Raw genomic sequence first — 20,725 nt, forward strand, 5'->3', positions numbered from 1 at the left:
TGACGCTTGGCAAGGTGGAGCGCTCCCTGCCTGTCAGACCTGCAGGGCAAGCCGTGCAAAATCGGCCACGGTCAATTCTTCCGCCCGCGCCGTCGGTGCTATGCCCAGCGGCTCCAGCACGGCTTCGGGAACGTCGAACACAGATTTCAGACTTTGCCGCAGCATCTTCCGCCGTTGGCCGAAAGCCGCCGCCGTCACCCGTTCCAATGTTTTCACGTTGCAGGCAATGGCCGGGACAATGGGCAGGAGTTGCACGATCGATGAGGTCACCTTGGGCGGCGGCGTGAAGGCGCTGCGGTGCACGTCGAACATCTTGTGCACCGTGCAACGCCACTGGCACAGCACGGTCAACCTCCCATAATGCTCGGAACCCGGCGCCGCGGCAATGCGGTCCGCCACTTCCTTCTGGAACATCAGCGTCAGGGAGGAGAACCACGGCGGCCACGGTCCTTCCGTCAGCCACCCGGTCAACAGCGGCGTCCCGATATTGTAGGGCAAATTGGCGACGATCTTGGCAGGACCATGCACGGTGGACGCCCAGTTCACTGCCAGCGCATCACCCGCGATCACCGTGAGGCGCCCTGGATAGGCCGCCTCGATCTCCGCAAGCGCGGCGAGGGCACGCTGGTCCCGCTCCACCGCGATCACCTGCTTCGCGCCCTCCATCAGGAGCGCACGTGTAAGGCCACCAGGCCCCGGCCCGATTTCGACGATCGTGAAACCCTCGAAGGGTGCCGCCGTCCGCGCAATGCGGCGCGTGAGGTTCAGGTCGAACAGGAAATTCTGGCCGAGTGATTTCTTGGCGGCGAGTCCATGGGCCTCGATCACCTCGCGGAGCGGCGGCAGGCCGTCGTCGGTCGTCATGGCTGCTGGCTGTGCCGCGCCATGTCGCGAGCCAGCGTAAGGGCGGCGATCAGGCTTTCGGCATGGGCGGTGCCTGTGCCCGCAAGCCCCAGCGCCGTTCCGTGGTCCGGCGAGGTACGGATGAAGGGCAGGCCCAGCGTCACGTTCACGCCGCCGTGGAAATCCAGTGTCTTCACGGGGATCAACGCCTGGTCGTGATACATGCAGAGAATGGCGTCATAGCGCGCCCTCTCCTGGGGGAAAAAGGCGGTGTCGGCGGGGAGCGGTCCCCGCACGTCCAGTCCGTCCTGCTTCAGACGCGCGATGGCGGGAATGATGGTGTCGATCTCCTCTCGCCCCATGGCGCCGTTCTCGCCCGCATGGGGATTGAGGCCCGTGACGGCGATCCGCGGCGCGGCGATGCCGAACTGCGTCTTCAATGCGTCATGTACGACGCGCGCCTGCGCCATGATGGCATCACCGCTGAGGTGCAGTGGCACATCCTTGAGCGCGATGTGCACCGTCACCGGGACGGCGCGCAGTCCGCCGCCCACCAGCATCATTACTTCATGCACCACATGCCCGCGTTGCTGAGCCAGATGGGCGAGATAGTCCGTGTGGCCCTGGTGCGTGAAGCCGGCAGCGTATAGCGCTTCCTTCTGGATCGGGCACGTGACCATGCCTGACGCAGCGCCGGACATGCAGGCCTCCACCGCTTCATCGATGGCCGCGATCACCCACGGCGCCGTCTCCGGGCGAAATGCGCCGCACACCGGTTGTGCCGTCAGTGGCCGGTGCAGGATGGGAAGAGCGTCAGAAAAGCAGGAGGGTGCTTCCGCCAACGACGAAATTGTGCGCAGGGCAACAGGAAGATGGGCTGCCACACAACGCTCTTGCAGCAGGTCCGCATCGCCAATCAGGCAGAAGGCAAGGGTGGCATCGTGGCGGAGAGCCGCCCAGGCCTTCGCGGTGATTTCAGGCCCAACACCGCCGGGCTCACCCGGGGTCAGGACAAGCGGCTTATTCGGCATACGACGGATCGCGGTATTCGATCAGCAGACCCTTGCGCATCAGCGCGCTGTATTTGGCTTCGATGCCATCATATTTCTCGTTCACCAGCGCGGCCTTGATCTGGTCGCGTGTCGGCATCTGCGCCTTGGGCATGGGCGGCGTGATCTTGCGCGAGCCACAATAGCCCCAGAGCTGCAGGCCCTTGGGCGAGCGGAAGGGGCCGATGGCCTTGCCCGGACCAGCCTTGGCGAATTCCTTCTTCAACTGCGGCGGCACGCGACGGCCATCCGCCTCGATTTTCTTGCCCACCTTCACGTTGAAGATTCCGGAGGCAGCAGAGCGCGCCGAGGCGCAGCCCTTGAAGCGCGAGGCATAGAGCGCAACGTCTGCCGCGCGCGCCTGCAACAGGTCGGGGCTGTCCACAGGGAAATTGATTTCGAGAATTTCCATCACGGTCACGGGCTGCATGCGCGGATCAGCCTTGATCTTTGCCAGTTGCCTGTTCACGTCCGACTTGATGGTCGCCATCTTGGCATCCACGTCTTCTTCGCTGACCTGCACACGTTCCTTGTACTTGCCGTTGAGCAGGCGGCCGAAGGCAATCTGAGCCGAGAGATATTGGCGCAGCACGCTCATGGAGACGCCTTGCGCCTTGAGTTTGCCCTTGAGGCCGGCCGCGTCGGTCTTCAGACCCTGTGCCACCTTGTCCAACCGCTCGTCGACATCCTTGTCGCTTGCGTCGGCCTTGTACTTCTTCGCTTCTTCGATCTTGGCGATGTCGTTGATGATGGCGTTGAGTGCCTGCTTGCGCGACAGCTTCGCGCCGCCCGCCATCAGCTTCCACATGTTGATGCGCGCATCCACGTCGAAGCTGGTGATCGGCTGGTCGTTGACGGTGACGAGAACCTTCTGGTCCTGCGCAACGGCGGCTGCCGCCGTCAGGCACAGGGCAAAGGTCATCAGAAGCATGCGAAGGGTGCGGCTCATCAGCGGGTCCGGAAGGGAGTTCAGAAACCTGCCGACACACTGGTGCCGCCAAGTGTGGCGAGATCAATCGACATCATGATGCGGTGATCCGTTTGATTGGTCGTGTCATCATCCTTGCCCGTGTAGGCAACCTTGAAGTTCATGCACTGGCAATCGAACTCCAGGCCAATCGTGCGCCAGTCCACATCCGACGTTTCGATGTCGTAGCGCGCGCCGCCGAAGAGATACCAGCCGTCTTTCAGGCCGATACGGGCGTTGGCCTGAACCCACTGTTCATCCAGCAAACGGCCATAGGCCGGTTCCTGGTTGATGAAGGCATAGGCGATGTCGGCTGAAAAATCGTCCAAAGTGAGGCTGGCCAGTGCCTCCTGGCGGTTGATGCGCGAAAGATCTTCCTCGGCCCGGATTTCATAGCTCAGGTTGAGTTCATCCCAGGGTTGGAAGGTGAGGGCGCCCACGAGATCGGATTGGCTACCTTCGAGGCCCGAGCCCGTGACGAAGCTGTTTTCTCCCGCGATGTGGAAAGATTCGCCGGCGCTGGCCCGCACGAAGCCGCCATTGGCCCCGAGGAACGAATAGGTGATGCCCGCATTGGCCCGCGTGCCGCCCTCATAGCGGTCAAGCCCGGTGAAGCGGTCTTCCAGGAACAGGCTGGTATGATCGAAGTTCAGCGTGATGGCATCTTCGTTGCCGATGCTCGCCGTGTCCGTTTCATCCGTCGCCGCAACGATCTGGAAGACAGGCGAGAAGATGCTCTGGCCGTAGGCATAATTCGCCATGAACGGATAGCGCATGTCGAAACCAGCCGAAGGCAGCACCCGGGCCACAGTCTCGTCGCTGTCATCGGCACCGGGCACATTCTCGTTGAAGGTCACGTCGCTGCGGACACGCCCGAAGGGCGTCATCACCAGACCCGCATCGCTGATCATCTGGCGCTGCCAGCGCATTTCGCCCACTGCGCGGGTTTGCTGCGTACCGTGGTCCACATCGGTGAAGGGCGTGTTCGCATCATTGCGCCAGAGTGCGTAGCTGCTCCACTTGAAGCTCAACTCGCCTCCCAGGATCTGGTCGCCGAAGAATGTTTCGCCTGAAACATAAGGCAGCGAGGGGAGCGTATCCTGGCTGATCTCGTCGGACAACGACTGGAAGTTCATGACCTGCGCGTTGACGTAGGTGCGGTCCCACAGTCCGCGCACATGCACATCGCTCTGGGCAATGTCACGGTCGTCGAAATCATATTCGTCGAGGAATTCCTTGTCGCTGGTGGCCGTGCCATCCCAGCCCCAGGACCAGCGGTCGTTCAGCGCAAACTCGCCGCGCGAACGCACTGCGCCACGCCAATCGGACTTGTCGGAGGTCTCGCCGGGGCTCAACTGATAAACGCCATAACCGCGAATATTGTATTGACCGGAAGCGAGACGGTGCCGCCACTCCACATCGGCCACCGGACCCTGCTTGGTGGTGAGACGGGGACGCAGCGTGATATCGCTGTTGGGCGCCGTCACGATGAAATAGGGCGTCTCCACGCCAAGGCCGTAGGCATGGCCATGCACGAATTTCGGTGCAAGGAAGCCCGTCTTGCGCTTGACGGAAGGATCCGGGTGCGACCAGTGCGGCACCTGCACAACCGTGTGGCCAGCAATGCGCAGGCGCGGGTTCGTGTGATGCAGCATGTGTTCCTTGCTGTCATGCACCGTTTCATCCGAGCGCAGTTCCCACAGCGGTTCACCGTTCTTCGTGTGGCAATCGTAACAGGCGGTGTAGCTCGCATCCTCGAAGATCGAGATGCCGTCAGCCTGCGGCGCGCATAGCGCGCGGTGATGGTGACGTTGTTGGTGAGGAGCGCCTTCACATGTGCGGCGAAGGCTTCCTTGAATCGGTTACGCAACTCAAGGGTGGCCGCCGTCATCACGTTGCCGTTCGGCTCGCGCAATTCCACGGACCCGTTTGCCTTGAAGGCCCCGGTTTTCTCGTTGAAGATCACCTTGCTGGCGTTGAGGACGTAGGGTCCGTAAATGATCCGTACACTGCCTTCCGCCGTCGCAATCTTGGTGCGGGGATCGTAGGTCACGCGGGAGGCAGAGAAGTCCGCGGGTGTGCCAGCGGCCGGTTCCTGCGTCACCGGCTTGATGAAAGGCAACTCTTCGATGGCCTGCGCAGGGGTCGTGAGAAACGTGGTTGCAAGAACCACACATGCGCTGGCCGCGCCCCGGAGCAGAAGAGCCCGGAGGTCCGTCAGGTCAACCTGAGGGGCCAAAGATTTGCGCAACACCGAGTTCCCAGCCATTCACGAACAGTTACAAAGTATTAACGGATTTCCCCCCCGTGGGGAAGCGCGGAATTGTGGTGGGATAACGTGGGCATGGGGCGGCGTCATGGCCCGATTGGGGCAGCGCGCAAACGTGGTTAACCCTTTGCCACCCACCCCTGCAAGCCGGCTCGGTTGCCGTTCGCCCCCGGCCCCGCTAAGCCGGAGGGGACAACAGAATCCTCCGACACTGGAAAATCCCCCATGAATTCAACTCTGAAACTTTCCTTCGACCGTCCAGCCCTGCCCAAGGCGGGCATCCTTGTGGCATTTGCGGGCGAAGGCGCTGCCCTTGGCCCCATGGCCGCGCAGCTGGACAAGGCAGCCCACGGCCACGTCACCCGCGCCATGAAGGCGGCGGGCTTCGAGGGCAAGAAGGAACAGGTGCTCGACCTGGTGGCGCCGGGGGCAGGTATTGACCGGCTGATTCTCATGGGACTGGGCAAACCCGAAGCGCTGACGGCGCGGGAACTGGAACTCCTGGGCGGCGCAATCGCCGGCACCCTGCAGGCCATCAAGGCAAAGTCGGCCACCGTCGCCCCTCTGCATGATGTGACGGCGGTCACCTCAGCGGCATCGGCGGCTCATCTGGCTTCGGGTGCGGCGCTCCGCTGCTATGGCTTCACCGCGTACAAGACGAAGGGCAATGGCAAGTCCACGACACTCAGTGCACTCTCGGTGATGTGCCCGGATGCGGCGGCGGCCCGCAAGGCATTTGCCCCTTTCGCGGCGATCCGCGAGGGCAATCATCTCGCCCGCGACCTCGTCAACGAACCCGCCAACGTGCTTTTCCCGGTGGAGTTCGCCGCGCGTGCCAAGGCTCTCGCAAAAGCGGGACTTGAGGTCGAGGTGCTAACGCCCGCCCAGATGAAGAAGCTCGGCATGCATGCCCTTCTCGGCGTGGCGCAAGGATCCGACCATGAGGCGCGGCTCGTCGTCATGCGCTGGAACGGCGGCAAGAAGACAGACGCGCCACTCGCCTTCATCGGCAAGGGCGTAACCTTTGATACGGGCGGCGTCTCCATCAAGCCTGCGGCCGGCATGGAAGACATGAAGGGTGACATGGCGGGTGCCGCCGCCGTCACGGGCCTCATGCTCGCGCTGGCGCGGCGCAAGGCGAAGTGCAACGTTGTGGGCGCCATCGGCCTGGTGGAGAACGCCATCGACGGCAAGGCGCAGCGTCCGGGCGACATCGTCAAGTCCATGTCGGGCCAGACCATCGCCGTGCTCAACACCGATGCCGAAGGACGCCTCGTCCTCGCTGATGTGCTCTGGTACATCCAGGACCGCTTCAAGCCGAAGTTTATGGTGAACCTTGCAACGCTCACCGGCGCCATGATGGTGGCGCTGGGCAAGGAATTTGCCGGCATGTTCTGCAACAATGACGAACTGGCGGCGCGCCTCTTCGCCAGCGGCGCGGCGACGGGCGAAAAGGTGTGGCGCATGCCGCTCGCCCCGGAATACGACAAGCTGATCGAGCACGATGTGGCCGACATGAAGAATATCGGCGGGCGTTTTGGCGGCGCCATCACGGCGGCGCAATTCCTCCAGCGCTTCGTGAACAATGTGCCGTGGGCGCATTTGGATGTGGCAGGCACGGCCATGGATTCCACCAAGACGCCGCTGAGCCAGGGCTGGTCGTCGGGCTGGGGCGTCCGTTTGTTGAACGATCTCGTCGCACGGCACTACGAAGGCTGATGGCGGAGGTCTGGTTCTATCATCTCGAACGTGAGCCGGTGGAGAACGTGCTGCCGGGCCTGCTGGCGCGCGGCCTGCAGCGCGGGCTTCGCCTCGCGGTGCAATCAGGCGATGCCGGGATGCTCAAGCTGATCTCCGAAAAACTCTGGGCCTTCGAGGATGTGACCTTTCTCGCCCATGGCGACAGCAACACACCCATGCCGCAGCACCAGCCAATCTATCTCGCGACCGGCCCGGAAAATCCCGGCAACGCGGGCTATCGCTTCTTCATCGGCGGCAGCGAACCCGAAAACATGGACGGCCTCGCCCGTGCCAGCATCCTCTTCGATGGCAACGACGCAGGTTCAATCGATCGGGCCCGCACCCTGTGGCGCCGCCTGAAAGCTGACGGCCACACCATCAGCTACTGGAAGCAGGACGACACCGGCCGCTGGCAGAACCAGGCGGGCTAAACCTCAGCGCACCTTCCCCGGCCACATGATGCCGAGGCCCAAGGCCATGGAGAGGAGGGAGGCGGCGACGACTCCGACGCGCACTTCAGCGTTGAGGCCGGCATCGGCGAAGGCGAGGGAGCCGATGAACAGGCTCATGGTGAAACCGATTCCGGCAAGGCACGAGACGCCCAGCATGTAGCGCCAGTTTACGCCCTCCGGCAGCTTCGCAAGTTTCGTGCCGACGAGGAGCAGCACCGCCAGCATGATGCCCACCGGCTTGCCGAGCGTCAGCCCGGCAATGATGCCGAACGGCAGCGGCTGCGCCAGGTTTGCGAGCGAGAATCCATCGAGCGGAAGTCCCGCATTGGCAAAGGCAAACAGCGGCAGGATGGCGAATTTCACATATGGGTGTAGGCCGTGTTCAAGCTCGTGCAACGGCGACGTGCCATCCCCGCGCTTCAGTGGAATGAGCAGCCCCAGCGCCACCCCTGCAAGCGTGGCATGCACGCCCGATTTCAGCACGAACAGCCACATGAGGATGCCGCCCAGGATGAAGATGCCGGTGCGTCCGCCACCCATCCGGTTGTAGGCGAAGAGCGCCGCCAGAACGGCCAGCGCGCCGGCAAGTGCGACGATGGAGAGTTGGCTCGTGTAAAACAGGGCGATGATGATGATGGCTGCCAGGTCGTCGAAGGTTGCCAGCGTGAGCAGGAATATCTTGAGCGAGAGTGGCGCACGCACGCCAAGCAGGGCCAGCGCGCCAAGGGCGAAGGCAATGTCGGTCGCTGCTGGAATGGCCCAGCCACCAATGGTGGCGGCGTTGCCCCAGTTGATGAAGGCATAAAGTCCGGATGGAACAGCAATGCCGCCGAGTGCGGCCACGGCAGGAAGGACAATCTGCGAGGGCGATGAGAGGTTGCCCTCAAGCACTTCACGCTTGATCTCCAGTCCCACGAGGAAAAAGAACACCGCCATCAGGCCGTCGTTGATGAAATGGTGCAGCGACTTGTCGAGCGTCAGGCTGCCGATGCCGATTCGCACGCGCTCTTCCAGCAGGTGATGGTAGGCGTCATTCAGTCCGAAATTGACGAGCAGGATCGCCACCAGTGCGGCACAGGCCAGGATGATGCCTCCTGTCGCCTCGTGTTCGATGAACTGGCGGATACGGGAGACGTTTTCAGAACTTCGCGGCATTGATCACCAAATGGGCAACAATGCTGGCAGCATAGCCAAGCGCAATCGCCCAAGTCCACCGGAGGTGGTGGGAGAAGGTGTAGTTCCCCTGCGCCAACCCCATCAGGGCCACGCCTGCGGCCGAACCGATGGACAGGAGGCTTCCCCCCACACCTGCGGTCAGCGTCACCAGAAGCCACTGACCGTGACTCATCTGCGGGTCCATGGTGAGCACCGCGAACATGATCGGAATGTTGTCGAGCACCGATGACAGCAGCCCCACGGTCACATTGGCCGCCGTGTTGCCCCATGCGCCGTAAAGATGCTCGTTGATGAGCGCGAGATAGCCCATCACGCCAAGGCCACCTACGGCAAAGATGATGCCGAAGAAGAAGAGCAGCGTGTCCCATTCGATGCGCTCGATCTGGCGGAAGGAGTTCAACACCATGTCGGTATTCTCGGACCGCTTGCCGCGCTGTTGCAGGATGTAGGACCAGATTTGCAGGTAGCCGAGCCCCAGCATCATGCCCAGCGCCGGTTGCAGCCCGAGGAAGTTGCGGAAGGCCACGGCCGTGGCGATGGTGAGTGCGAAGAGCACGATCACGCCACGGGCACCGGGTTTCATCGCCACAAGCTCGCGCGCGGGCGGCGGCTTGTCGGCGGGCAGGGCGAAATGGAGGGCGACAGCCGGCACCAGCCAGTTCACGAGGGCGGGACCGAACAGCGCGAAGAATTCGAAGAATGAGACCTTGCCCTTCTGCCACACCATGAGCGTGGTGATGTCGCCGAAAGGCGTGAAGGCGCCGCCCGCATTGGCCGCGACGACGACGCTGATGCAGGCCAGCGTGACGAAACGGGGCGATGCCGTGCCGACTGCCAGCACGACGGATCCCATCACCAGCGCGGTCGTGAGGTTGTCCAGCACACCGGACAGCGCGAACGCCAACGCCCCCGTGATCCAGAACAATTGCCGGTAGCTGAGGCTCCGTGCGGTGAGGCGCGCCCGCACCACCTCGAACACCCGCCGCTCTTCCAGCGTGTTCACGTAGGTGATGGCGACCAGCAAGAAGAGAAAGAGTTCACCGTATTCGAAGATGGTATGTTCGGCTTGCGCGCGCGCGGCATCCGGTTGGCCCGCGGCCGTGTAGGCCATGCCGATCAGCGCCCAGATGAGGCCCGCGGCCACAAGCACGGGCTTGGATTTGCGCAACTGCGTGGCTTCTTCAAGGATCACCAGCAGATAGGCGACTCCGAAGATCGCCAGTGCCGTCACGCCAACCCACGTCTGTGTCAGGTCCAGGGCCGGCGCGGCGTCAGGCATCGGCGGTCTCGTCGTGAAGCGCCAGCCATTCCGTTTCAAGCGTGTCGAGATCGGTGGCGAGCTTGGTCCGCAACCGCGCGAAATCCGCCGCCTTCCTGGGCTCATCCTTATAGATGGTGTGGTCCGCCAGCGCGTGATCCAGCACGGTGATCTTGCCGCGCAACGCTTCCATGCGCTCTTCAACATCGCGCAATTGCTTCTGCAACGATTTCTGCGGCCGCGCTGCGGGCTTCGCGGCGGCAGGGGGCGGCGGCGGCGCGCTCCGCGTCAGAACCTTGCGCTGACTCAGCACCTGATCGGCATATTGCTGGAGATCGCCATCGAACACCCTCACAGAGCCCTTTTCCACCAGCCACAACGTATCGGCGCATGTTTCCACGATATGACGGTCATGCGCGATCAGGATCACCGCGCCAGCATAATCGTTGATCGCGAGGATCAGGCTTTCGCGGCTGTCCATGTCCAGATGGTTCGTCGGTTCGTCCAGGATCAGCACGTGCGGCGCATGGAATGTGGCGAGCAGAAACAGCAGCCGTGCCTTCTCGCCGCCCGAAAGCGTTAAGCACTTGCTCTGTGCCAGCGCCGCGCCGAACCCCGCCGCACCCAGCCGCGCGCGCCGGTCGGCGACGGAGGCCTCGGGCATCAGGTCGGTGATGTAGTCGTAGGGCGTGCGGCCATCCGCCAACTCGTCCATCTGGTGTTGCGCGAAGTAGCCGACGCTCATGCGGGGCGCCGTCACGATGCTGCCCTGGCTCGCCTTCAGCTTTCCGGTGAGCAGCTTGGCGAAAGTGGACTTGCCGTTGCCGTTTGATCCCAAAAGCGCGATGCGGTCATCCGGATCAATGCGCAGCGTGAGATTGCGCAGGATGGCCTTGCCCGGTTCATAACCCACGGCCGCCTTGTCCATGGCCACGAGCGGCGGGGCCAACTCCTTTTCCGGATTTGGAAAGTGGAACTCCGCCACGCGATTTTCGATCACTTCCGCAATCGGTTCGAGCTTCGCCAGCGCCTTCAAACGGCTCTGCGCCTGCCGCGCCTTGGATGCCTTGTAGCGGAAGCGGTCCACGTAGGCCTGCATGTGGGCGCGATGGGCTTCCTGCTTCTTGCGCAACTTCTGGCTCAGAGCCTGCTGCTCGCGCCGCTGCCGGTCGAAGCTGTCATAACTGCCCTGGTAAAGCGTGAGCTTGCCCTGATCGAGATGCACGATGCCATCGACGACCTGGTTCAGCACATCGCGGTCGTGGCTGATCATCAGCACCGTGGAGGGATAGGACTTGAGGAAGGTGGTGAGCCACACCGTGCCTTCGAAATCGAGATAGTTGGTGGGCTCGTCGAGCAGCAGCACGTCTGGCTGGCCAAAGAGCGCGGCAGCCAGCGCCACGCGCATGCGCCAGCCGCCGGAGAGCGCGGAGCAGGGGCCCTGCATCGCATCGTCCGAAAAGCCGAGGCCCGAGAGAATGGCAGCTGCACGCGCCGGAGCGGAATGGGCACCGATGTCCATGAGCCGCGCCTGGATCTCGGCGATGGTGTGGGGATCCGTTTCGTGATCGGCCCGGGCCAGCAACTCGGCGCGTTCGCTGTCGCCAGCCAGCACCACGTCGATCAGTGACTCCTCTCCGCCCGGCGCTTCCTGTGCCACGGTCCCGATGCGGGCATTGCGGAGCGTGCTGACATGCCCTGTTTCCGGAGACAGTTCGCCCAGGATGATGCGGAACAGCGTGGACTTGCCTGTGCCGTTGCGGCCCACAAGCCCGACCCGGTGCCCTGTGGGAATGGCGACGCCCGCATCGTCCAGGAGCAAGCGCCCGGCGATGCGATAGGTGATGCCCTGAACATTCAACATGGCGCCCCTTTACGCGAGGAGAAGGGGCAACGGCAAATGGTTCTAATCCGGCAATCCGGCGGCCCTGAGCGCCGCGACAAGCCGGTCCAACTGCGACGGGTCGCGGTAGAGTTCCGAATAGCGGATATTGGCGCAGCTGAAGGCCGGCGTTGTATCGAGGAGGCTTGCAACAGCGCGCTTTGCATCGCCGGTCTCGCCCCGGAACATGTGCACTGCCGCGAGGCAGGCTTGCGTATAGGCCTCACTCAACTGAAGCCTGCTGTTTTCGAGAGCCAGTTCCAGCGCCTTGTCGTGATGCCCCAGCCACATGTGAATGAGCGCGGGATAGTAATAGAGATAGGTCGGCCGGATCGGCGAATGACGTGACGCCAGTTGCATGGAGACCTGCGCGGCGAGCAAGTCGCCTGCATACATCTGGAACATGCCGAGAAAACCATTGGCCCGCGAGTCACTCGGAGACCGGCTCACTGACATGGCGCCCAGGCGGATCGCCTCGTCATGCTGCCCGTGCAGGAAGGCGATGCAGGACTTGAGCGTGAACAACTGGCTGAGCGACGGATCGGCCGCTTCCATTTTGTCGGCACAGGCTTGCGCGTGGGCAATCGCGTAGGCTCGTTCGATCGACATGATGTAGCGCGCTTCCCAATAGTGCACGATGCCAAGAAAGCCGATCGCTCCGTAGAACGTGGGATCGATAGCGACGGCTTCCTCCAGCAGGCGGCGTGCATCATCGGCATCGGCCTTGGAGTAGCGGTGAAAGGCCTGGCTGCCGAGAATGGCTTTCTCCCAGGCCCGCAAGCTCTTCGTCTGCCCTTCCCACAAGCGGCCCGCTTCCCCCATGGAGAGCGTCACATGCAGCGCCTGTGCGATATCATGGGTGATCGTGTCCTGCATGTCGAAGATGTCTTCGGCAGCACTCTCGTAGCGGTCTGCCCAGATGGTGGCACCGGAGCGGCAATCGGTGAGTTGCGCCGTCACCCGCACGCGCTTGGTAGAGGGGCGCACACTCCCTTCCAGCACATAGCGGACGCCGAGTTGAGCGGCTGCTTCCCGGGGCGGCATGGCCTGGCCTTTCAGGGCAAAGCTGGAACTGCGCGAGACAACGAACAACTCCCCGATACGGGACAGTGCTCCGATGATGTCCTCGGTCATGCCATCTGCGAAGAAGGCCTGTTCGGGGTCCGACGAAAGATTGGTGAAAGCCATGACGGCGAGCGACGGCTTCGTCATGTCGCTGGTTGCCGGCCTCCCCGACTCCGCATCACTCTTGCTCGCTCCGGCGTCTGCCTGAAAGCGATAGCCAACGCGCGCGATGGTGGCGATCCAGTCCTCTCCGCCGGGATTGACTCCGAGCACCTTTCGCAGGCCTGCAATCTGCACGGAGAGATTGCTTTCCTCTACCGTCTGTCCGGGCCAGGCGATGTCCATGAGTTCGGATTTGCTGACCGGCTTGCCCTCGGCGCGGAGCAGGCCTTCCAGCAAGGCCACGCCTCTTGCCCCCACTGCCACGGGCTTGCCGTTCTCCAGCAACAGCTTGCGCTCTGCATCCACGGCGAAACGTCCGAAGCGGAGGTCCTGGTCTGCCATCAGAGGTCCATAACGGATTTCGGAAGTTTTCGGAACTCTTCGGGCGGGCCTCGATACTTGCCGGGCTCACCGCGTCAATCTCCAGGCATCGCAACAGCTTCACAGGAGAACGCCCGTGTTCATCAATCTTTCACAGGCCCGCCACGCCCCTCTGTCCCTGCTGGTTGCAACGCGGAAGGTTGGCACCGACGTGCTGCGCACCTTCGAAAATTTCCGGAGCACCGGGGCGCACCACCTCAATGCCCACTTGCAACATGATGCCGGCCTGCGTGACGAATCCCCGTTGCGTGGCGACTCCGCGCGTCGCTCACCAGAACAACAGGCCTTCGAGCGGCAACTCCTCCGCCGCATCTGAATGGCAGCACAGGAGGCGCGGAACGTGCATTGACTCAATTCATGTTGCGTTGCACAAGCCTGAGGTACGCCCATCAGGAATCCGCACGTGATAGACCGCCGCTCCCCGCCCCCTGCCGCCGCCGCAGAGGACGCCACATACATTATCGAAATCACGGCGACTCTCCGTGACCTTCTCCGTCAAGTGATCAAAACGCGCGAACCGGAGGTGTTGCCGATCCTCGACAATCCGGACGCAGCCGCCGCCATTCCTGACCGGCTGGTGGAGCACGCCCTGCAGGCCATCGGCATCTGGCTGCAACTGATGAACATCGCCGAAGAAAACGCCAGCATCCGCAACCGCCGCGACATCGAAAAGCAGGGCGGGCCGGATGAGGTGATCGGCTCATTTTCTCATGCTGTGGCCCAGGTGGCGGCGGCAGGCGTGGCTCCCGAAACCGTGGCGCGGGTTCTTTCCAATCTCACGGTCGGCCCCACCATCACCGCGCACCCGACAGAGGCCAAGCGCGTCACCGTTCTCGAAATCCATCGCCGCATTTATCTCAAGCTCTACGAACTGGAGAGTCCGCGCTGGACTCCGCGCGAGCGCGACAACCTTCTCGCCGCCCTCAAGAACGAAATCGACCTGCTGTGGCTCACCGGCGAAATCCGCATCGAGAAGCCGACAGTCGAGAGCGAGGTCTCGTGGGGCTTGCACTTCTTCCGTGAAGCGCTGTTCGACCGCACGCCGGTGATTTGCGAACTCTTGCAGAATGCGATCAATCGCCACTATCCGGAGTTGCCCCGCGATGGCGTGAAGGCACCGCTCCGCTACTCCTCGTGGATCGGCGGAGACCGCGATGGCAACCCGTTTGTCACCGTCTCCACAACGCGCGCGGCGCTCCGCGAGAACCGGCTCGCCGCAGTCCATCGACTCGATGCGCGGCTTCAGGAACTGGCGCGCCTGATTTCCATCAGTGCTTATGAGATCGCCTTGCCCTCCGGCTTTCAGTCCATCATCGATACGCAGCTGGAAGCCTCCGGCGAAAAATCCGCCATTGTGGGCCGTAACCCGACCGAACCCTTCCGGCAGTTCTTCAGCGCAATGCGCCTGCGCCTCGCTGCCACCGTCAATGGAGGAGGGACGGCCACGCCCTTCGCCGACGTGGCGGAATTCCGCGCCCTGCTTGCCGCCTGCGATGAAGCACTGATCGCCATGAAAGCGCCGGGCCTTGCCACCGGCCTGTTGCGGCCACTGCGCTGGGAAGCGGAGATTTTTGGCTTCCGCACGGCAAGCCTCGACCTCCGCCAGAACACCACCGTGATCAATCGCGTGCTGGGTGAGATCTGGCTGAAGCTCAACCCGCTGGCCAAGGAAGCGCCAACGCCCGGAACGCGCGCGTGGAGTGCATGGATTGCCAGCGAACTGGAGAAACCGCTGGGTTTCCTCCCGCAATTCATGAACACCTCGGAAGAAGCGACCGAACTGCTGGTGCTTCTGACACTGGTTCGCGAAACGCTCGATGGTCCTGATCCCGCCTCCATCGGTACGTTCATCCTGTCCATGACGCAGACCGCGGACGACGTCCTCGGACTCTATCTGCTCGCGAAATATTGCGGCCTGTTTTCTGATCCCACGGCGCGCGAGATTTGCCGCATCCGCGTGGTACCGCTGTTTGAAACCATCGAAGACCTCCGCGCCGCACCGGCAATCATGCGCGAACTCCTCTCGCAGCCCCTGGTGCGCTCCTCCGTTGCCGCAAACGGCGGCACGCAGGAAATCATGCTGGGCTATTCCGACTCGAACAAGGACGGCGGCTTCTTTGCCGCGAGTTTCGAACTGTTTGAGGCTCAGCGCAGCCTCATCGCCATCGGCCGCGAGCAGGGCATTCCCCTCAGCTTCTTCCATGGCCGCGGCGGATCGGTGTCGCGCGGCGGCGCCCCCACGGGTCGCGCCATCGCCGCGCAGCCCGCAGGCTCGATCGGCGGGCACATGCGCGTGACCGAGCAGGGCGAAGTCGTGTCCTCCAAGTTCGCCAATCGCGGCACGGCGCTCAACAACCTCGAAGTCCTCACCTCCAGCGTCCTGTTGCATACGCTGAAGTCCGCGGATGCGCCCGAATTCCGCGTGATCCCGGAGCAGCAGGCGGCGGTGGAGGAGATCGCGCGGCTCTCGTTCAAGGCTTACCGCAAGCTCGCGGAAGACCCGGCTCTTATTACCTATTTCCAGTCGGCGAGCCCCGTGGAAGAACTGGCGCTTCTCAAGATCGGTTCGCGTCCGTCGCGCCGCTTTGGCGCCCGTGGCATCTCCGATCTCCGCGCCATTCCCTGGGTCTTCGCCTGGAGCCAGAATCGCCACCTGCTCACGGGTTGGTATGGACTGGGCTACGCGCTCGATGATTTCCTCTCGGCGCGGGGTGATGCCGGGCTGAAGCTGCTGCGCCAGATGTTCGCCAAATCGACCGGCTTCCGCCTCGCGGTGGAGGAGGTGGAGAAGTCCCTCTTCCTCGCCGACATGGGCGTGGCCGAGCGCTATGCCGGACTGGTGCCGACGCGCAACGACGCGGAACGGCTCTTCGCTCTCATCCGCCACGAACACCGGCGCACCTCGAAGGTGGTACTGGAACTGACTGGCGGCAAAATGCTCTGCGAACGCTTCCAGAATTTCCGCCGCCGCTTCGAACGCATCCGGCCCATGGTCGACCAGGCGAACCTTTGGCAGGTACAATTGCTGCGTCAGACCCGCGAGGAAAAGGGCAAGGATGCCCTCAACATGCCGCTGCTCATGACCATGAATTGCGTGGCCGCAGGCCTGGGCTGGACGGGATAGGCGTCGGCGCGGGAAGGCGCCCGCACCCTGCAAAATTAAACCGTATTTGCCCTGAAATCCTAACCAGTGATTTGCGATGCGAGTCGCATGGTGGACGGCAGGACGGCATTTATTCAGGGATCGAGAAACATGACGCGTGGCGGGAAATATTTTGCTCTGACGCTTTCGACACTATTGGTTGCGGTGCCCGTGCTGGAAGCTGCATCGGTGTTCACCGCAGCGGTCGCCGAGGCTGCCGGAAAGGGTGGCGGCAACGGCGGCGGCAATGGCGGCGGTAACGGCGGTGGCAATGGCGGTGGCAATGGCGGTGGCAATGCTGGCGGAAACGCCGGCGGGAATGCTGGCGGGAATTCCGGCGCGAAATCCTCAACCAGCACCAAGTCGCAAGGTGCAGCCAAACAATCCCTTCACGCGAAACTGGGCGCCTTGAACGCGGCCAACGCCTCGGCACAGGCTTTCGCCAATGCCAGCGCAAATTCGCGCATCGGCAAGATCAAGGCGTTCTACGTGGCTGAACAGGCGGCCAACGCGGCCGACTCAAAGGTCACGGCCCTCGAGGATAAGGTGAAGGCGCTCGAGACGGCGATTGCCGACGCCACCGCCGCCGGAACGTCGACGGAAGAACTCCAGGCCCAGCTTGATCAGGCCAATCTCGATCTTACAGCCGCGCGGAAAGAAGCCGCAGCCCTTGATGCCACGGCGGACAGTCTGCTGGAAAAGGCTGCGAACAAGCCCGTGACTCAGGATGTGCGTGACGCCCTGAACAAGATGCTGGACGGCAAGATTGTGGTCTCCGACAGCACGGCCCAATAGGATTTGAACAAGGATGGAGCGGGCGTCTCAGCCAGCTTCTTCGCAAACGGCACTCAGTTTGTTGCCGTCGGGATCGCGCACGTAACAGGAATAGAAATGGGCGTGGTAGGGCCGCAGGCCCGGCGCGCCATCATCCTGACCGCCGTGGGCGAGGGCAGCGGAGTGGAATGCATCCACTTGCCGGCGCGACGCCGCCTTGAAGGCAACGAGCGTGCCATTGCCCCAGGTTGCCGGATATTTCAGGAATGGCTTGGTGAGATAGAAGCTGCGGGCCCGCTCGCCGTCCTTGGGAGAAGCGGGGCCATATCCGATCTCGTTTTCATCCGCCGCCGAGCACACCATGCCGAGCGTGGCCAGCACCGGATCGTAGAAGAGCCTGGCCTTGGCCACATCGTTCGTGCCAAGCGTGATGTAAAGAAACACGCTCACCCCTCCACCGGCCCGAGGTGCCGTGTGCCGCGCTGCTGTGCCAGCATGAACTGGCGCTGCCGCTCGCGGTTGGAGGCCTTCTGCACCTCGGACAATTGATCCGCACACTGAGGACAGCAAACACCTTCCTCATATTGGGGCGAAAGTCGCTCTTCGATCGAAACGGGCATGAGGCAACCATGGCAGGTGGTGAAGTCCGCCTGCACCAGGCCATGCCCCACGGCCACGCGTTCATCGAACACATAGCACGCGCCATCCCACAGACTTTCAGCCGGCGCAATCTCCTCAAGATATTTCAGGATGCCGCCCTTGAGATGATAGACATGCTCGAAGCCCGCATGGCGCATGAAGCTCGTGGCTTTCTCACAGCGGATGCCGCCGGTGCAGAAGGTGGCGATCTTCTTGCCCTTCATGTTGTGCAGGTGCGCCTCCACCCATTTTGGAAAGGCGCTGAAGCTGGCGATGCCGGGGTCGATGGCCCGCCGGAACGTGCCGACACGGAATTCGTAGTCGTTGCGCGTATCGAGCACGACCACGTCCGGATCGGCGATGAGCGCATTCCAGTCTGCGGGCGCGACATATTCGCCCACCAGCTCATTGGGATTTGCCGGAACATCGCCGATGGTGACGATTTCCTTCTTCAGCCGCACTTTCATGCGCTTGAACGGCATGTCGCGCGCAGGCGAATACTTGACCGGGAGTTCTGGAACACCCGTGAGCCGCGCAATGGCTGCCACGGCGTCTTTGATCAGGCTGTCCTCAGCCGCAATGGTACCATTCACACCTTCTTCCGCCAGCAGAACGGAGCCCCTTGCACCCAAGTCCTTCAGCGCCTGCAAGAGTGGTGCCTGGAGGGAGCGGTACGTGGGCAGGGGGTGGAAACGGTAGAATGCTGCAGCAGTGTAGGACATGGGCGGGTGATAGTCCCGCCACCCCTCTCTTGCAACGGCTCCGCAAATTGGCTCTAGTAGGGGGCCAACAAAATAACTCCGGGAGAAAACTTCATCATGGCATTGACAAAAAGGCTGCTTCTTGCCGCAGTGGCCGCTCTGGCGCTGACGGCCCCCGCAATGGCTGCCAACATGATCGGCAACTGCGAAGTGACGGGCGAAAAGGGTTCGATTCCCCTTGCCAACCCCGCGAAGGCCGGCCAGTTCACGGTCCTCACCTCGCTTCCCGCACCGATCTGGTGGAATGGCGATGCAGTTGAAAACACCAAGGATGGCATGGAATATTGCATGGCCGCCGAGATCGCCTGGCGTGCAGGCTACGACAAGATGGAAGTGGTCAACACCTCGTGGGAAGCCTTCATCGGCAACCAGGCCCAGGGTTACGACGTGGGCTTTGCCCAAACGTCCATCACGGAAGAGCGCAAGAAGGTCTTCGATTTCACCACGCCATACTTCAACTCCGACATGGGCGTGATCGCCAAGGCTGATGCGCCGGTGGACGAAAAGTCCATCAAGACCGTGAAGGTCGGCATCCAGCAGGGCACCACGGGCGCGAAGTTCGCCCAGGAAACGCTCGGCATCAAGGACCCGCAGATTTTCGCGGACCAGCCGGAAATGTTTGCCGCCCTGCGCGCCGGACAGGTTGATGCGGCGATCACCGACACGTCGATCACCCTCGCCGAGGAAAAGGCGACCGAAGGCAAATCCAAGGTCATGGGCCAGTACAAGACCGGTGAGGTCTATGGTGGCATCATGCAGAAGGGCAATCCCAACAACGAAACCGTCAGCAAAATCATCCAGTCGATGATCGATGACGGCACGCTGGCCAAGCTGGGTGCGAAGTACCTGGCCGCCGGCTGGGGCAAGGATCCGGCCACGATCCCGTACTTCAACCCCTGAGTGACAGGGCAGGGGCCGCGATCGCGCGCGGTCCCCTGCCTGCATCTGTCCGCATGAAACTGTCTATAAGTTCAGTGTACGGACAAAACCGTGCACCGGAGTGGCACCTCGAATGAAATCCGCTGAAACTCACCTTCCCAAGCCCGCAACTGGCCTCGCCATTGCGGCAATGCTCTTCGCTGCCCTCTGCGTGATGGCTGCAATCATGACGGTCCGGCTTGTCCGCGCTTCCGTTGCCGATCTCGGCGCCGCGCGCCCGACGCACGAATACTTCTTCTGGGGAGCCGTGGCCATGACGGCGCTGCTCTTCTGGCCCGCCCTCAACGGTGTCCGCCTGGCGCTGAAGGCGGCCATGGCGAAGAAATCAAGCGACATCGTCGCCATGCGGATCGACACCGCCGCGGCGCGCGAGTCCCTTTCACTGACCTTCGGCTGGGGCGCCTTTGCCCTGCTGGTCATGGGCTTCATCGCCTTCATCTTCATGAACGACAGCGCCGTGGGCCGCACCTTCTTCCTGCTGCCGCTCATCCACGACAAGTTCCTGCAAGTGTTGCAGCGCTTCGTCTTCGTCAACATCTTCGTCTTCGTGGTGGCGGAAATCCTGGTGCTGGTTTGGGGCCTTGTCGTGGCGCTGGCCCGCATGATGCCAGGCCCGGCGGGACGCCCCATCCGCGCCCTTGCCACGCTCTACTGCGACATTTTCCGCGGACTTCCCGCAATCGTCACGCTTTATCTTATCGGCTTCGGCATCCCCACCAGCGGCCTGCCCGAGATCATCATCCCTTGGGTCTACGGCCTCTTCGCCGATACGAGCGGCATGAGTGTCCAACAGCTTCGTGATCTCTCGCGCATCGACGTCGTGTGGTGGTGCATCCTCGCGCTGACCCTGACCTACGGCGCCTATGTGGCGGAAGTCTATCGTGCCGGCATCGAGAGCATCCACTGGAGCCAGGTCTCCGCCGCCCGTTCCCTCGGCCTCAGCTATCTTCAGACCATGCGTTACGTGGTGGTGCCGCAGGCGGTGCGCCGCGTGGTGGCGCCGCTGCTGAACGACTTCATCGGCCTGCAGAAGGATACGGCCCTCGTTCAGATTTTGGGGCTCGTCGATGCCTTCAACAATTCGCGCGGCATTGCCGCCAATGCCTTCAACCTCTCGGCAGTGACCATCGTGGCCATACTCTTCGTCCTCGTGACAATCCCGCAAGCGCGCGTCGTCGATCATCTGGTCGAACGCGACAACCAGCGCATGAAGGCGGGAGGTTGAG

Annotated in this window: 17 protein-coding genes; 7 read left to right on the plus strand and 10 right to left on the minus strand. The window is 62.7% G+C overall.

Going from position 1 to position 20,725, the window contains the following annotated elements; all coding sequences use genetic code 11:
* Positions 1–33: 33 nt before the first annotated feature.
* Genes rsmA through IPM06_12630 form a run of 4 tightly spaced genes read right to left on the minus strand, consistent with a single transcriptional unit; the run spans position 34 to position 4,535 of the window.
* Positions 34–864, minus strand: a complete 831-nt coding sequence (gene rsmA / locus IPM06_12615) for a 16S rRNA (adenine(1518)-N(6)/adenine(1519)-N(6))-dimethyltransferase RsmA (GenBank protein ID MBK8771264.1) — start codon at positions 862–864, stop codon at positions 34–36.
* Positions 861–1,874, minus strand: coding sequence for a 4-hydroxythreonine-4-phosphate dehydrogenase PdxA (pdxA, locus tag IPM06_12620; GenBank protein MBK8771265.1), 1,014 nt, complete (start codon positions 1,872–1,874; stop codon positions 861–863). The genes rsmA and pdxA overlap by 4 nt, the downstream gene beginning before the upstream one ends.
* The gene (locus tag IPM06_12625; protein MBK8771266.1) at positions 1,864–2,841 is read right to left on the minus strand and encodes a hypothetical protein; all 978 of its coding nucleotides are present in this window, start codon (positions 2,839–2,841) and stop codon (positions 1,864–1,866) included. Before IPM06_12625 ends, pdxA begins: the two co-directional genes overlap by 11 nt.
* Before the next feature lie 20 nt (positions 2,842–2,861).
* Entirely contained in the window at positions 2,862–4,535 is a 1,674-nt protein-coding gene (locus IPM06_12630; GenBank protein MBK8771267.1) for an LPS-assembly protein LptD, read from the minus strand.
* A gap of 818 nt (positions 4,536–5,353) precedes the next feature.
* Here IPM06_12630 and IPM06_12635 point away from each other — a divergent pair.
* Together IPM06_12635 and IPM06_12640 are read left to right on the plus strand one after the other, a co-directional pair.
* Positions 5,354–6,847, plus strand: coding sequence for a leucyl aminopeptidase (locus tag IPM06_12635; protein ID MBK8771268.1), 1,494 nt, complete (start codon positions 5,354–5,356; stop codon positions 6,845–6,847).
* Positions 6,847–7,299 carry a DNA polymerase III subunit chi gene (locus IPM06_12640; GenBank protein MBK8771269.1) on the plus strand — a complete coding sequence of 151 codons (453 nt, stop codon included), beginning with the start codon at positions 6,847–6,849 and terminating at the stop codon, positions 7,297–7,299. Before IPM06_12635 ends, IPM06_12640 begins: the two co-directional genes overlap by 1 nt.
* A 3-nt stretch (positions 7,300–7,302) precedes the next feature.
* Here the strand turns inward: IPM06_12640 and nhaA are convergent, their stop codons facing one another.
* The 4 genes from nhaA to IPM06_12660 are packed head-to-tail and all read right to left on the minus strand — an operon-like array spanning position 7,303 to position 13,205.
* On the minus strand, positions 7,303–8,475 hold the full coding sequence (gene nhaA, locus IPM06_12645) for a Na+/H+ antiporter NhaA (GenBank protein MBK8771270.1): 1,173 nt from the start codon (positions 8,473–8,475) through the stop codon (positions 7,303–7,305).
* Positions 8,459–9,775: a sodium:proton antiporter NhaD gene (gene nhaD / locus IPM06_12650; protein MBK8771271.1), complete on the minus strand. Its 1,317-nt coding sequence runs from the start codon at positions 9,773–9,775 to the stop codon at positions 8,459–8,461. Before nhaD ends, nhaA begins: the two co-directional genes overlap by 17 nt.
* A complete protein-coding gene (locus IPM06_12655) occupies positions 9,768–11,618 on the minus strand; it encodes an ABC-F family ATP-binding cassette domain-containing protein (protein MBK8771272.1) in 1,851 nt (616 codons plus the stop codon). The genes nhaD and IPM06_12655 overlap by 8 nt, the downstream gene beginning before the upstream one ends.
* A 42-nt stretch (positions 11,619–11,660) precedes the next feature.
* Positions 11,661–13,205, minus strand: a complete 1,545-nt coding sequence (locus tag IPM06_12660; protein MBK8771273.1) for a winged helix-turn-helix domain-containing protein — start codon at positions 13,203–13,205, stop codon at positions 11,661–11,663.
* A 115-nt stretch (positions 13,206–13,320) separates the two neighbouring features.
* On the opposite strand from IPM06_12660, the gene IPM06_12665 reads away from it, so the two are divergent.
* The 3 genes from IPM06_12665 to IPM06_12675 all read left to right on the plus strand — a co-directional run bounded on the left by IPM06_12665 (position 13,321) and on the right by IPM06_12675 (position 17,181).
* Positions 13,321–13,560, plus strand: coding sequence for a hypothetical protein (locus IPM06_12665; GenBank protein MBK8771274.1), 240 nt, complete (start codon positions 13,321–13,323; stop codon positions 13,558–13,560).
* 90 nt (positions 13,561–13,650) lie between these two features.
* A complete protein-coding gene (locus IPM06_12670) occupies positions 13,651–16,368 on the plus strand; it encodes a phosphoenolpyruvate carboxylase (GenBank protein ID MBK8771275.1) in 2,718 nt (905 codons plus the stop codon).
* A gap of 129 nt (positions 16,369–16,497) precedes the next feature.
* Complete coding sequence (locus tag IPM06_12675; GenBank protein MBK8771276.1) at positions 16,498–17,181, plus strand: hypothetical protein; 684 nt, start codon at positions 16,498–16,500, stop codon at positions 17,179–17,181.
* 27 nt (positions 17,182–17,208) lie between these two features.
* On the opposite strand, the gene IPM06_12680 is transcribed toward IPM06_12675, so the two are convergent.
* Both IPM06_12680 and IPM06_12685 read right to left on the minus strand, forming a co-directional pair.
* Entirely contained in the window at positions 17,209–17,604 is a 396-nt protein-coding gene (locus tag IPM06_12680) for a VOC family protein (GenBank protein ID MBK8771277.1), read from the minus strand.
* A gap of 2 nt (positions 17,605–17,606) precedes the next feature.
* Entirely contained in the window at positions 17,607–18,521 is a 915-nt protein-coding gene (locus tag IPM06_12685) for a rhodanese-related sulfurtransferase (GenBank protein ID MBK8771278.1), read from the minus strand.
* A 96-nt stretch (positions 18,522–18,617) separates the two neighbouring features.
* Here IPM06_12685 and IPM06_12690 point away from each other — a divergent pair, with 96 nt between their 5' ends.
* Both IPM06_12690 and IPM06_12695 read left to right on the plus strand, forming a co-directional pair.
* The gene (locus tag IPM06_12690; protein MBK8771279.1) at positions 18,618–19,460 is read left to right on the plus strand and encodes an amino acid ABC transporter substrate-binding protein; all 843 of its coding nucleotides are present in this window, start codon (positions 18,618–18,620) and stop codon (positions 19,458–19,460) included.
* A 352-nt stretch (positions 19,461–19,812) separates the two neighbouring features.
* Positions 19,813–20,724, plus strand: coding sequence for an amino acid ABC transporter permease (locus IPM06_12695; GenBank protein MBK8771280.1), 912 nt, complete (start codon positions 19,813–19,815; stop codon positions 20,722–20,724).
* The last annotated feature ends 1 nt before the right edge of the window (position 20,725 follow it).

It is taken from the genome of Hyphomicrobiales bacterium, from assembly GCA_016710435.1.
Lineage (GTDB): Bacteria > Pseudomonadota > Alphaproteobacteria > Rhizobiales > Aestuariivirgaceae > Aestuariivirga.

Excerpts from the sequence above, each read along its gene's own strand:
- IPM06_12685 (MBK8771278.1), bottom strand. The coding sequence starts at position 18,521 with ATGTCCTACACTGCTGCAGCATTCTACCGTTTCCACCCCCTGCCCACG.
- IPM06_12675 (MBK8771276.1), top strand. The coding sequence starts at position 16,498 with ATGACGCGTGGCGGGAAATATTTTGCTCTGACGCTTTCGACACTATTG.
- IPM06_12690 (MBK8771279.1), top strand. The coding sequence starts at position 18,618 with ATGGCATTGACAAAAAGGCTGCTTCTTGCCGCAGTGGCCGCTCTGGCG.
- nhaD (MBK8771271.1), bottom strand. The coding sequence starts at position 9,775 with ATGCCTGACGCCGCGCCGGCCCTGGACCTGACACAGACGTGGGTTGGC.
- pdxA (MBK8771265.1), bottom strand. The coding sequence starts at position 1,874 with ATGCCGAATAAGCCGCTTGTCCTGACCCCGGGTGAGCCCGGCGGTGTT.
- nhaA (MBK8771270.1), bottom strand. The coding sequence starts at position 8,475 with ATGCCGCGAAGTTCTGAAAACGTCTCCCGTATCCGCCAGTTCATCGAA.
- IPM06_12655 (MBK8771272.1), bottom strand. The coding sequence starts at position 11,618 with ATGTTGAATGTTCAGGGCATCACCTATCGCATCGCCGGGCGCTTGCTC.
- IPM06_12625 (MBK8771266.1), bottom strand. The coding sequence starts at position 2,841 with ATGAGCCGCACCCTTCGCATGCTTCTGATGACCTTTGCCCTGTGCCTG.
- IPM06_12660 (MBK8771273.1), bottom strand. The coding sequence starts at position 13,205 with ATGGCAGACCAGGACCTCCGCTTCGGACGTTTCGCCGTGGATGCAGAG.
- IPM06_12635 (MBK8771268.1), top strand. The coding sequence starts at position 5,354 with ATGAATTCAACTCTGAAACTTTCCTTCGACCGTCCAGCCCTGCCCAAG.
- rsmA (MBK8771264.1), bottom strand. The coding sequence starts at position 864 with ATGACGACCGACGACGGCCTGCCGCCGCTCCGCGAGGTGATCGAGGCC.
- IPM06_12695 (MBK8771280.1), top strand. The coding sequence starts at position 19,813 with ATGGCGAAGAAATCAAGCGACATCGTCGCCATGCGGATCGACACCGCC.
- IPM06_12640 (MBK8771269.1), top strand. The coding sequence starts at position 6,847 with ATGGCGGAGGTCTGGTTCTATCATCTCGAACGTGAGCCGGTGGAGAAC.